Consider the following 13,279-nt stretch of genomic DNA (forward strand, 5'->3'; position numbering starts at 1 on the left):
ATGTTTCAAGTACTGCTGGTAGACGACGAACCGCTGGCCCGCAACGATATATGGACGCTAGTGGATTTCCGAAAGCACGGTTTCGAAATTTGCGGCGAAGCGCATAACGGAGTCATGGCCTTGGCGATGATCGAGCAGTCTCCGCCGCATATCGCCATTATTGACGTGAATATGCCCGAGATGAACGGCGTGGAGCTTAATCGAACGATCAAAGAACGGTATCCAGCCATCAAGACGATCATGCTTAGCAGCTTTGACGACTACGATTACGTGCGCGATTGCCTAAAGAACGGTGCCATCGATTATTTACTGAAGCATCGGCTCGACGGCGCAACGCTTATCGCCATGTTGAACAAAGCGGTCCTGGAGCTGCGGCAGGAGGATCGAATGCTGGAGGACCGGAACGACCAAAAGGCTGTGAGCGAACGTATGAATCCCGCTCTCATCCGCAGTTATATTGCCGATCTGGTAAGAGGCGAACCGCAGTCCGCCCAAGAAGTCGAAGTTTTTGCCCGGAAGCATGGTTTATATCCTCAGACGGTAAGTTACGCTGCAGCATCGCTTCAGATTGTACCATTCCTGCTGCTCACGCAATCCTGCAGCGACGTGCAGACGAATCGGCTCGTTCAGCAGGCCGTTGAGATTATGCAGCAGAGTCTGGGCGATATCCAAGAACGTACGGCCGCTTACCTTGAAAACGGACGTTTGGCTGTCGTATTTGCGTTCAAGGAACGAAGCGAGCATGCCGCCGCAAGCGAGGCAGGCCGAATGATGGGCAAGCTTCGCCATGCGCTCGAGCTGTTCCTGAATTTGAAGTGCGAGTATGCTCTCGGACATTTATGCAGCAGTCTATCACATCTTGGAGCGAGCTACGGGTCTGCAGAGCGATCGCTTGACTCATTCCCCACTGCAGAATCGGCCAATCAAGCGAACAGAAGGGGAAGCGGCTTATACGGCCAGCGCGTATCCTTAACCATCGAGGAGCAGAAACAGTTGCTTCTCACGATAGAAACGCTCGATAAGGACGGCATGCAGCGGTTGATTTTATCCGTATTCGATTCGATCAAGGGGCAGCCCGTTCACTCTCATTCCGTGCAGATGATCATCAGCGAGCTGCTGCATATCGCGGATAAAGTGTTGAAGAAATGGCTGCCTCAGATCGACTCTGCGATGGACAGGCTTCCTCCGCGGAGCGAATTGGGCAGGTTAGGAAGCGTCGGAGAGATGGAGCGATGGCTGCAAGCCTTCTATGCCAACCTATTGAGCCTACTCAAGGAGCGGCATGCGGTGGGACCGTATTCTCGGCATGTGTCTCAAGCGATAGGATTTATTCTGGAAAGATATGCGGGCGGCGTTACGCTTGAGCTGGCAGCAGGCGGCATCGGGCTGAATCCATCGTACTTAAGCAGAATATTCAAAGAAGAGACGAAGTCGACATTCTCGGAATATTTGAACCGGGTCCGGATCGATGCGGCGCGAAACCTGCTGGAAAGCGGTCAATACTCGCTCAAGCAAATCAGCAGTCAAGCGGGCTTTTCTTCCTACAACTATTTTTTTAGAGTGTTCAAGGAAATGACGGGCGTGACGCCCCAAACGTATTTGAACGGATTGGGAGGCGGGGGGGCTGAAGCGAAGTTGTAAAATATGTGGAGTAAATAGTCATATTATTATAACTTTATGGGGAAACGGGTGAATTATAATGAGTGGACACCGCTGGCAAACGGTTACAAAATTCGGTGAATAGAACATTGGAGGTCACAGATTCATGCGTAGACAATGGGGAAGAAACGCACTTACTACGATGATCGTTTCCGGTCTGATCCTGACCGGCTGCAGCAACAACAATAACGGAGGCTCAAAGACAGAAAACCAGCCTTCGCCTGCATCTGAAAGCGCTGTTAAAGCGGAAGGGTTCCCGATCGTGGAACAACCGATCAAGCTCAAGATGTTCACGCGAATCGCGCCCGCTAACGGGCCGTTCAATGATATGCCGGTGTTCCAAGACTATGAGAAATCAAGTAACATTCAGGTTGCATTTACCGAGGCTCCTACTGACGGCTTCGCGGAGAAAAAAAATCTATTGTTCGCGTCCAACGAGCTTCCCGATGCGTTGTACCGATCGGAACTCAATCCGCTTGAGACTATTCGCTACGGGACGGCCGGCCAGCTGATTCCGCTGGAGAGTTTGATTGAGCAGTATGCGCCTAATCTGAAAACCTTGATGGAGCAATATCCGGAGATCCGCTCGGGCATTACGACTCCGGAAGGACATATATACTCGATCCCCGGCATCGTAACAACAGGCTCGGCGCGTACGGACAAACGCTGGATCAACAAAGATTGGCTCGAGAAGCTGAACCTGGAAGAGCCCAAAACGACGGATGAGCTGTATAAAGTGCTCCTCGCTTTCCGGGATGGAGATCCGAACGGCAATGGCAAACCGGATGAAATTCCTATGACCGCGCGTAAGGGGGCAGCGGGGATACCTATCTTAAACATGATGGCCGGATCGTTTGGCCTGGATTTGCAGCTAGGCTATAACATCAACATCGAAGACGGTAAGATCAATATTTGGAGCAGCGACGAGAAGCACAAAGAGCTGCTGATGTACTTGAACAAGCTGTACAACGAGAAGCTTCTGGACCAGGAAATCTTCGCGCATACGGAAGCACAATATCTAGCGAAGCAAGGATCGGGCAATGCGGGTCTATTCTTCGACCAGACGAACAACAATTTCTTGCCGATTCAGGATCAATATGTCGGCACCGCTCCTCCAGCCGGCCCGCATGGCGACCAGATGCAAAGCCCGGTAGCGCCGGTGCCACGCGACTTCGGAGCTTTCGCTATTACATCCGTGAACAAATATCCGGAAGCGACGATGCGCTGGATCGATTATTTCTACAGCGACGAAGGCTCCACATTGCTTCGCTTTGGCAGAGAGGGCGAGCATTACGAGCTGAAGGACGGCATGCCGTATTACAAAGAGGATTTTCTGGCAATAACAGGCGCGCAGGGAAAGATGACACCATACGCAGGCGGCGGCGCGCCTCACTTGATCAGCGACAAAGTAGCATCTTTCATCAATCCGCCGCAAGTTCAAGAGGCGTACGCGAAGCTGGAGCCGTACATGCCGAAGATCCGTTATGCTGCTCCGATGTTCGATGAAGAGACCGCTCAGAAGGTTAACATTCTGCGCAACGACATCGACAAATATATCGACGAGCAAAGCACGAAGTTTATCGTCGGCGCGCTTAGCTTTGATAAGTGGGACACATTCCAGGCTACTTTGAAGAAAATGAAGATCGACGAGCTGGAGAAGATTTATCAAGAAGCATATGACAAGATGGAGAAATAATACCGGCTGAACATAGATAAGGAGTGAATGCTCATGAAGAGCGCGCAAGAAGGTGCAGCCGCTCTGTCCCATAGCCAGTTCAAGCGCGGATCCGGCCTGCTCAGGAATATAGCTAAACGGTATGATCTGTACCTCATGCTGCTTCTGCCGATTGCCTGGTACTTGATCTTTCACTACGGTCCGCTGTACGGGCTGCAAATCGCTTTTAAAAATTTCAATCCGGCCAAAGGCATCATCGGCAGTCCTTGGGAAGGCTTCGGCCATTTCGAACGGTTTTTCGACTCGTATTACTTTTGGAGGCTGCTATGGAACACGGTGTCCATCAACTTGTTTTCGCTGCTCATCGCATTCCCAATTCCGATCATGCTGGCGCTGCTTGTTAACGAGATCCGAAGCAAAACCTTCAGCAAATGGCTGCAAAATATTACGTACATCCCCCATTTCATTTCAGTAGTCGTTATCGTAGGCATATTGAACGTATTCCTCTCGCCGACGGGACCGGTCAACATGCTGATCGAGGCATTCGGCGGCACATCGATCCGATTCCTGGAAGCAGCCGGCTGGTTCAAGACGATCTTCATCAGTTCGAACATATGGCAGAACATGGGGTGGCAATCCATTATCTACATTGCGGCGCTCAGCGGGGTGAATCCGCAGCTATACGAAGCGGCCAAGATGGACGGAGCATCGAGGCTGAGACGCATATGGCATGTCTCGCTGCCGGGCGTAGCTCCGGTCATCGTAATCCTTCTCATTCTGGATATCGGCCATTTCATGAACGTCGGCTTTGAGAAAATTTTACTCATGCAAAATAACTTGAACCTGGAATCAAGCGACGTCATCTCCACGTTTGTCTATACGACAGGCATACTGAAGGGAGAATACAGCTACACCGCGGCTATCGGACTGTTCAACTCGGTCATCAATCTCATCCTGCTGCTGATGGTGAACCGGTTTGCGCGCAAGACGTCAGAGACGAGCTTATGGTAAAGGAGGGAACACAGGCATGTCGAAGCTGCAGGCCATAAGAAAAACGTCGGATGAACGGGTGTTCGACGTCATCGTGTACGCGATTGCGGCAGTCATCATTATCATTGTGCTTTATCCGCTGCTCTTTATCGTCAGCGCTTCGTTCAGCGATCCGGCCAAGGTGCTGAATGGAGAAGTATGGCTGCTGCCGAAGGGCGTGACATTGGATGCGTACACGAACATTTTGCACAACGATAAAATCTGGATAGGGTATCGTAATACCATCGTCTATACGGTGGTCGGCACGGTCATCAATATCATCATGACGATACTGGCAGCGTATCCTTTATCCCGCCCAGATCTTCCCGGACGGGGTGCGATCATGGTCTTGATCACGCTTACTATGTTTCTCGGCGGAGGGTTGATTCCAACCTATTTGCTGGTCAAGGATCTGGGGATGGTCAACACCATGTGGGCGCTGATCGTCCCCGGGGCGATCGCCACCTACAACCTGATCGTGATGCGTACGTACTTCCAGTCAAGCATTCCATGGGAGCTGCAGGAGGCTGCCCACATGGACGGCTGCTCCAACTGGAGGCTGCTGGTTAGCATTATATTGCCTCTATCCAAACCGATATTGGCTGTCATGGTTTTGTTTTATGCGGTGGGCCATTGGAATTCGTTCTTCGCCGCGCTGATCTATATCCGCGACGAAGCCCTGCATCCGCTTCAACTTGTACTGCGCGAAATTCTTATGATCAGCCAATCGGCAGCCATCGAGGGCGGCAGCGTCGGACTGGAGGATCAGATCCTGCTTGCTGAGAGCATTAAGTTCGCGGTCATTATCGTCTCCACTTTGCCGGTATTGATCATGTATCCATTCGTGCAGCGGCATTTCGTCAAGGGCGTTATGATCGGATCGATTAAAGGTTAAAACAACCATTACGACAAATCAGCAGGAGGCTTATTTTGAATACGAACGCGAAGATTACGATTGATTGCAGCCGAACGAGCGAGCATACGGTCAACCCTTACTTGTTTGGCCATTTCGTTGAAGACATTCGGGATCATATGGAAGCGATGCTCGCGTTTCCGCTTAAGGATATGGATTTCGAGAGCGAAGCCGAGACGAAGAAAGAGACAGCCGGAAGCTGGTACGCCTATACGAACGGGCGGAACACCAAATATGCGCTGGAGGCGCCTGCCCCGAAGCATTCGGGGCGCGCCCAGCGCATCCGCCTTCTGAGCGATGACGAAGCCTATGCGGGAATCGCGCAGAAAGCCGCGCTCAAAGGACCAGCGGATTACGCGGTTAAGCTTGTGGCCCGTGCCTCCGTCGAGCTGAAGGTCATCATCGTAGAAGCGGTGGACAGGCGCTCGGATGAGCTTCTCGGACAAGTCCGGATCGAACCGGGCAGCCACAACTGGCGTGAGTACGAGGCGCGGCTGTCTATTGCCTGCGAATGCGCCGATGCCGAAATCCGAGTATACGTTCCGGCGGATCACCCGAGGTGGATCGATCACGTATCCACTGGGATGCTTTGGCTCGATCATGTGTCGCTATTACCGGTAGACAGCATCGCCATGGTGAAGCGCGAAGTGATCGACATGACGCGGGACCTGAACGCAGGGATGATGAGGCTCGCCGGCAACTATATCAGCGCCTACCACTGGGAGCACGGGATAGGCCCGGTTCTCGAGAGACCAGTCATGTACAACGAAGCGTGGGGAGGCTGGACCAGCAAATATTTCGGTACGGACGAATTTATTCGGTTCTGCAGGGAGCTTCAGGTGGAGCCCCTCATCTGCGTAAATGACGGATCGGGCACGCCAGAGGAAGCCGCGCAGTGGATTGAATACTGCAACGGCGGCGTCGATACGCCCATGGGTGCGCAGCGTGCAGCGAACGGGAATCCCGAGCCGTATAATGTCCGCTATTGGGAGATTGGCAATGAGGTGTGGGGACAGTGGCAGGTCGGCACTTGCTCCGCGGAACAGTTCGCTAGACGCACGGTTTCCTTCGCGAAAGCCATGAAGGCGGCAGATCCCTCCATCGTGCTTCTGGCCTGCGGCCACTTCGAGCAGGAGTGGAACAAGACCGTCCTCGATCTGGCCGGTGAACATTTTGATTATCTTACCCTGCACTTGTATCACGGCTACGGTCCCTTTGGTATGAACCGGAATACGCCTGCGGAGGATCGGTATAAGGCGATCGCTTCTTATCCCGAGTTTACCCGTCACCACATCAAGCAGACGGCAGAGCATATTCTTGCGGACGCGAAGCACAGCCATGTGAAGCTGGCCATTACGGAATACAACACGATGTATTATCCGAACACGATTCGGAAAGGGCTGCCGAACGAGCATACATTGGGCGCGGCGGTTGCCAATGCAGCTAATCTGAACGAAATGATACGCTGCAGCGATATGGTTCACATCGGCAGCTTCTCCGATCTGGTGAACGGCTGGCTCGGCGGATGCATCCGCGTTGGCGATTATTATGCCGATCAATATTGCGGCAAGGAGCCCGGCTGGAGCGGGTTGCCTCTTACCGTATACGGGACGCCAACTTATGAAGTGATGAAGCTTTACGCGAATCGGGATGTTCGGCATACTCTCCCCGTCGCAGCCGAGTGCGGGAGGTTTACCGTTCCGTCGCTCAGGGAGACGCCAATCTCACTGGACGCGCTGCCTGATCTTGACATAGCGGCCGGCACGAACGAAGACCGCAGCTCCGTATCCGTATTTATCGTGAACCGCAGCTTGAACGAGGTGAAGGCGGTGCTTGACCTGCAAGCCTTCGAGGCTGCGGAAGAAACGATTCTATATGAAATAACGGGAGATTCCTACGATGATGTCAATTCCGTGTTCGAGCCAGAACGGATTTTATGTAAGGAAAGAGTCGTCCCTGCCGAAGAATGGAAGCTCGGCTACCCGCTGCGCCCTACTTCCGTTTATGTACTTGTAATGAAGGAGAAAGAATAGAAATAGGAGGCTCGGCATGACAACAAAAGCATATATCAAAGATTATCCCAGGCCTCAATTCGTGCGTGACAATTGGCTCAGCTTAAACGGCGAATGGAGCTTCCGCTTCGATGACCATAGCGTGGGGGAGAAAGAGAAGTGGCAGGAGAAATTCGAAGAGACCCACAAAATAATCGTGCCTTTTACGTACGAAACCAAAGCAAGCGGAATCGGAATCGAAGAGTTCCATCCGCAAGTGTGGTATAACAAAGCCGTCCACATCCCGAAGGAAGCTGAAGGGAAACGGATTATCCTTCATTTCCAGGCGGTGGATTACGAAGCCAAAGTGTGGGTGAACGGAACGTTGGCAGGCCGGCATCAGGGCGGTTACGCCGCCTTTTCAATCGATATTACACCGTATCTCCTATTCGGGTCCGATAATCAAGTCACGGTGAAGGCGGAAGACAGCAATAGCTGCTATCAGCCCCGGGGCAAGCAGCGCTGGATCAAAGACAATTTCGAATGCTTCTATGTCCAGACGACCGGGATCTGGCAGACGGTATGGATGGAATACGTGGAGGAACAGCGCCTTGACGCTGTCAAAATCACGCCGGATTTCGACCGTTCCATCGTCCGTTTCGATTACGAGGTGCAAGGGGTAGAGGAAGCCGGAGCTGGCGACTTAAGGCTGGAAGCTGTCGTTACGTTCAAAGGCAAGCCCGTAAAACTCGTTAGCCTAGCGATCGACCGGCCTTGCCTGGCCATTGAGGTAGATTTGCTGCATGAGGCGAACGGACCGTGGAAGAGAAGCTTCTGGTCTCCAAAGCATCCGAACTTATACGACGTGGAATTTGTGCTGTATGCGAAGGATCAAGTCGTGGACAGGGTATTTTCTTATTTCGGCATGCGGAAGATTTCCATCAAGAACGGGGAGGTGCTGCTGAACAATGTGCCGATCTACCAGCGATTGATTCTGGATCAGGGATATTGGACGGACAGCCATCTGACTCCGCCAGGCGAGGAAGCCCTGATCGAAGATATCGATCACATCCTGGCGATGGGCTATAACGGCGTACGGAAGCATATGAAGATCGAGGATGCCCGCTTTCTCTATTGGTGTGACGTGAAGGGCCTGCTTGTGTGGTCCGAGATGGCAGCCACCTTCGAGTTTCATGACAGGGCGGTTGATGCGTTCACGAAGGAATGGCTGGAGATTGTGAGGCAGCAATATAACCATCCAAGTATTATTACTTGGGTTCCATTTAACGAATCATGGGGCATCGCATCCATTTTACGCGATAAGCGGCAGCAGCAGTTTACCGAGGGCATCTACCATCTGACCAAATCAATCGATCCTTACCGTCCGGTCATCACGAACGACGGCTGGGAGCACACCGTGTCGGACATTCTAACGCTGCATGACTATGTCGCGTCAGGAGACGGTTTCCTGAAGCGTTATGCCAGCAAGGAAGCGATCGTGACCAATGAAACGACTTGCAATCACTGGAAGTACGCGTTTGCGGAAGGGTATGCATACCGGGGACAGCCGATTATCATCAGCGAATTCGGCGGTATCGCGTTTCAGTCGGACAAAGGCTGGGGCTACGGTGATCAGGTTGTTTCGGAAGAGGAATTCATTAGGCGATTCCGCGGCATCACCCAAGCGATTAAGGACGTCAAATATATTAGCGGGTACTGTTATACGCAGCTAGCCGACGTTCAGCAGGAAATCAACGGGCTTCTGACGGAGGATCGCAAGCCGAAAATTCCATTGGCTACGATCAAAGCCATTAATTTAGACTGAATGAACTTATACAGCATAGGAGTTTAAAACAATCGTTCTGCCGTATTCGGCAGAGCGATTGTTTTTTGCAACGTAAGGCATTGAAATTAAAAGGTCTAGGGATTAATTGCATTAACACCGCAAAGGGGCACTATGTTTTCCTGTAAAAGCTTGGTGGCTGTCCATGGTAGCTTTTAAAGGCATGAGTAAATGAGTACACGTCTGAATACCCGAGCGAAAGCGCGATATGAGAAATAGGCAGAACTGTTGTACTCACTATTCTCATAGCATCCTTCATAATCAGATTCGTCAGGTACCGATGTGGCCGGATGCCGACTTTCTGATGAAAGACGTTCGAAAAATGCGAGCGGTGGATCCCGACATGATTAGCTATGTCTGTTACGGTTATGCCTTCCTTATAATATAAATGAATGTAGTCGATGCTTATAGCCACCCAATCTTCGGTTTGTGAGGAGGCTTTAATCGGCTTAGATAATCGAACGATTTGATTCAGTAAAGAGTAAAACCCTTGCGTTAAGGAGAAGTCATCCTGTTTCACGAGGTGCTTCCATTCAAATGCAAACTGAAAAAAAGATTGCTCAAGATCCTGATTAAAAAAATTTTTGATATAGGGGTGTTTGAGTGTAAGTCCAAGACGGCTTGTGACCAGTGGCATTTGTTTGCCCTCGGCAGCAACCCAAAACATCTTAAGAGCGGGTTCTTCGCAAGGAGTAATGTAATATTCATGAATGCTATTGGGGAATAAAACGAACAGATCACCTCGCGTAAGCAGGGTCTCTTCCTGATTTATACGAAGTGTAACCTGGCCTTCAAGAACGAAGTGCAAGCTATAATAGGCAATAAAACGCGGCCCTATATGATAATTTGGTTTTGCCTCGTTATAGCCTATACGGATTGGTATAACGCCGCTATGCTTCTCCAATGCATTGGGGGTATGATACAAATGCTCCGCGTATTCATGGGTAAACTCTATCATGCAAACGACCTCTTCCGAAGTTAAAGTTGATGAAAGTCACTATCATTTTAACATCGTCAGGCATAGGTGGATAGTAACCCGTCATTCCATAAAAAAGCCTGCAAGCTGGCGCCAAGATCCAAATGGTTCCAGCTTGCTTGCAGGCTTTAGGCCTCGGTTTGGACGGGTTAAGCGTGACAAACTCTGGGCATGGGCATCGTTTCTTTACCCAGTTCAGCCCATACGTATTTTAGTAGGAGTTCTGATTTTAAACTGGCGAAATTCGGGTTATCCCACAAGTTATCAAGTTCGTTCGGATCCTCTTGCAGGTCAAAAATCTCACCGTATGTCTGGTTGTAATAAACCGTAATTTTATATCGTTCATCCACGTACGTTTTCTGATGGATGGTGGTTGCCTCATGCCGGAATTCACAAATGGCATGGTCTCTTGCTTGATCTGACATCCCGAGCCAAACTTCCTTCTGGTCTACACCTGTCATTGCATGAGGTATAGGCAGATTCGAGAAAGACAGGAAGGTAGGAGCAAGATCGACGAGTGATTGAAATGCCGCAGAGGTTTTGCCGGCCGCAACGCGCCCCGGGTACCTCACGATGAACGGCAGTTTCAGCAAATCTTCATAGTGGAAGCCGCCTTTAGCTTGTAAGCCGTGCTGCCCAAAAAAATGGCCATGGTCGGTAGTGAATACGAGTAGGGTATTATCGGCCATACCGAGCTGGTCTAATTTATCCAGAATTGAACCAATATATTTATCCATCATGCTGACCATGCCATAATACACAGCAACCAGCTTTTTCTTGTCCTCTTCCGTCAGCCTGAATTTGTTACCGTACTCGTAGAAATGATGGGATCGGTAACCATGAATGTCAAATCCACTCTCCCGTAAGCCCGAGAAGTCAGGTGCCTCTTCCTGTGTCATCCCAAAATGCGGCGGATTATTATCGTGTTCACCAGGAACCATGGAGGGGATGGTAAGCTTATCGGGGTCATACATCAAATCCCATGGCTCAGGCACCAGGTATTCCGGATGAGGGTCAAAAAAGCTGGACCACAGGAAAAAGCTGTCGTCATTCTGTTTATATTGTTCTAATAAAGCATTGGTACGTTCGGCGATCCAGGTGTTATAGTGGTACTTCTCAGGAATTGGCCATTTGTAAGTCTGGTTTGGATCCATGGTGCCTGTCGGCGGCAAGAAATAATCTCGCCAATTCGTACATCCTTTGTCTTCCATCCATGCAGCATAGTGCTGCCCGACATGCGCTTCATTGGTGTGGTTTCGTGCTAACTCCACATGAGAGAAGCCGTAAAAAGAGTCTTGTTTCGTTTTCCAGTAATCCAAATCCTGAAGTATAGGGTACGATTCGAGCGATGGATATTGTTCTGTTGACCGCAAGGGTTGAAAATGTGCCTTACCAACCAACGCAGTTTTATACCCGGCCTGCTGGAAGTCCTCGCCAAGGGTATGACGATCCTCAAGCAGTTTCGTTCCAAGCGTCCAAGCTCCATGCTGGCTTGGATACATGCCGGTAATAATGGATGCACGGCTTGGCGTGCAGGTAGGGTTAGGGCAATAAGCCCGGCTGAAAGTTGTACCTTCACGAACCAGCCGGTCCAGATTGGGAGTATGGATTTCATTGTTAAATGCGCCTATCGTATTCCAATGCTGCTGGTCGCTCGTAATCAGTAGAATATTTGGTGTTTTCATAAAATCATCTCCTTCCTGCTTCTCAGTATAGTCACTATTGGCAGTAAGAAGGATGACGTAATGTGTGATCTGTATTTGTTATTTTGTAAGGTGGTTTCAAAAAAATGTTTTTATCATTCTGGGATTAAGTTGTAATATTAAAGAGCGAAAACGGTTTAAAAGCTCGATATAATTCATGAATTAGTTTACGTTCATTCCGAAACGGCATAAAGAAAGTTGCAATTAAGAAGACAATTACAGGAAGGCGGTGTTGAGAAGTGGATCGTTCCCAATCGAGTTCTCCACGGTTATTATCTTTATTTTGGAGCTTTCTGAAACTTGCGCCTGTTTCTTTTGGCGGCGGATATGCCACTTTTCCTGCGCTCGAACGCGAGATTGTAACCAGCAGGAAATGGATGAACGAAGAAGAATTGCAAGAAACGCTTTCTCTTGCGTCTGCAGCCCCTGGTGGAGTAGCGATCAATGCCTCTTTCTTGATCGGGTATCGTCTTCGCGGATTGAAGGGATCGGCCGCAGCAGCAATCGGTGCCATCGTACCGACCTGTCTCGTCGTTATCGGCCTCTTTCTTCTTTATCACAAGTTTAGTGACAGCTTGAAGGTAAAAGGTGTGTTAAGAGGCATCGGTTGGGGGATCGTTGCCATGATCCTTTATACCGTTTTTAGGCTGGGGAGGATATCGATTAAAGATACACTTACTTTAGCGGTTGCGATTATAAGCCTTATTCTTCTTTTTATAGAGACTCATCCCCTATGGCTTATAGCCGGAGGCGCTGTATTCGGCGCCGTTGCGACACATGGTGGAGACCGGAGCGTAAAAAGCTTGCAGAAACGCCAATCCAAGGGTGGCGCCGACAGCTCCTATATGTATTTTATTTAAGTAAATCCATCTGGGGGTGAAATCATGGCGGCGTTATTTTGGTTCTTTTTGCAAATGGGATTCGTTTCGTTTGGCGGAGGGTATGCGTTGATCCCTTTGATTGAGAGGGAGTCGGAACGCCAAGTCTGGATGAGTCATGACATGCTTGTAGACGTGATTGCTGTCGCAGGAATGTCTCCCGGTCCCATCGCCGTTAATTTGGGTATGCTTGTAGGCTATCAAACATACGGGGTGACTGGGGCCATTGCGTGCGTGCTAGGTTTGCTGATCCCCTCCATTCTGATGACTGCCGGGATGATTTGCTTCATCACTCGGGATCATAAAAACTACTTGAAGCGCTGCATGTATGGAGTGCAACCCGTTGTTACAGCTCTTATATTTTTTGCCGTTTATCAACTCTGTGCGGTCCATTTATCCGCTAGCTTGTCTTTGAGTGAGCTGCTGCCCGCCATATTGATTGTAGGGGCATGCCTTTATATGTTATTGCGCTTACGAATGCATCCGTTTGCGATTCTCTTATTCTCTGGGATTAGCGGGGCGGCATTCTACGCATAAAAGGTCAGTAGATTAGCTTAAGCTGTGATTAATACCGGAATTAGGTATGGTCACAAATGGGATAGCCGATTCCAT

At 50.1% G+C, this 13,279-nt stretch carries 10 protein-coding genes; 8 read left to right on the plus strand and 2 right to left on the minus strand.

What is annotated here, in order from left to right; genetic code table 11:
* The 6 genes from ACN6MW_RS24110 (at position 1) to ACN6MW_RS24135 (ending at position 9,092) form a co-directional block, all read left to right on the plus strand.
* A complete protein-coding gene (locus ACN6MW_RS24110) occupies positions 1-1,641 on the plus strand; it encodes a response regulator transcription factor (RefSeq protein WP_419872410.1) in 1,641 nt (546 codons plus the stop codon).
* Between the two features lie 124 nt (positions 1,642-1,765).
* A complete protein-coding gene (locus ACN6MW_RS24115) occupies positions 1,766-3,355 on the plus strand; it encodes an extracellular solute-binding protein (protein ID WP_419872411.1) in 1,590 nt (529 codons plus the stop codon).
* 33 nt (positions 3,356-3,388) lie between these two features.
* Complete coding sequence (locus ACN6MW_RS24120; protein WP_419872412.1) at positions 3,389-4,345, plus strand: ABC transporter permease; 957 nt, start codon at positions 3,389-3,391, stop codon at positions 4,343-4,345.
* Positions 4,346-4,361: 16 nt separating this feature from the next.
* On the plus strand, positions 4,362-5,258 hold the full coding sequence (locus ACN6MW_RS24125; protein WP_419872413.1) for a carbohydrate ABC transporter permease: 897 nt from the start codon (positions 4,362-4,364) through the stop codon (positions 5,256-5,258).
* A gap of 35 nt (positions 5,259-5,293) precedes the next feature.
* Positions 5,294-7,309, plus strand: a complete 2,016-nt coding sequence (locus tag ACN6MW_RS24130) for an alpha-L-arabinofuranosidase C-terminal domain-containing protein (protein ID WP_419872414.1) — start codon at positions 5,294-5,296, stop codon at positions 7,307-7,309.
* Between the two features lie 16 nt (positions 7,310-7,325).
* On the plus strand, positions 7,326-9,092 hold the full coding sequence (locus tag ACN6MW_RS24135) for a glycoside hydrolase family 2 protein (protein ID WP_419872415.1): 1,767 nt from the start codon (positions 7,326-7,328) through the stop codon (positions 9,090-9,092).
* Positions 9,093-9,222: 130 nt separating this feature from the next.
* Here ACN6MW_RS24135 and ACN6MW_RS24140 read toward each other — a convergent pair whose 3' ends face one another.
* Both ACN6MW_RS24140 and ACN6MW_RS24145 read right to left on the minus strand, forming a co-directional pair.
* Positions 9,223-10,068 (minus strand): AraC family transcriptional regulator, encoded by an 846-nt coding sequence (locus ACN6MW_RS24140; protein ID WP_419872416.1) that lies wholly within the window; start codon positions 10,066-10,068, stop codon positions 9,223-9,225.
* A gap of 167 nt (positions 10,069-10,235) precedes the next feature.
* Complete coding sequence (locus ACN6MW_RS24145; protein WP_419872417.1) at positions 10,236-11,771, minus strand: sulfatase; 1,536 nt, start codon at positions 11,769-11,771, stop codon at positions 10,236-10,238.
* Between the two features lie 257 nt (positions 11,772-12,028).
* On the opposite strand from ACN6MW_RS24145, the gene ACN6MW_RS24150 reads away from it, so the two are divergent.
* Both ACN6MW_RS24150 and ACN6MW_RS24155 read left to right on the plus strand, forming a co-directional pair.
* Positions 12,029-12,649, plus strand: coding sequence for a chromate transporter (locus tag ACN6MW_RS24150; RefSeq protein ID WP_419872418.1), 621 nt, complete (start codon positions 12,029-12,031; stop codon positions 12,647-12,649).
* 24 nt (positions 12,650-12,673) lie between these two features.
* On the plus strand, positions 12,674-13,204 hold the full coding sequence (locus tag ACN6MW_RS24155; RefSeq protein ID WP_419872419.1) for a chromate transporter: 531 nt from the start codon (positions 12,674-12,676) through the stop codon (positions 13,202-13,204).
* Positions 13,205-13,279 lie beyond the last annotated feature (75 nt).

Source organism: Pristimantibacillus sp. PTI5 (assembly GCF_048572955.1).
Lineage (GTDB): Bacteria > Bacillota > Bacilli > Paenibacillales > Paenibacillaceae > Pristimantibacillus.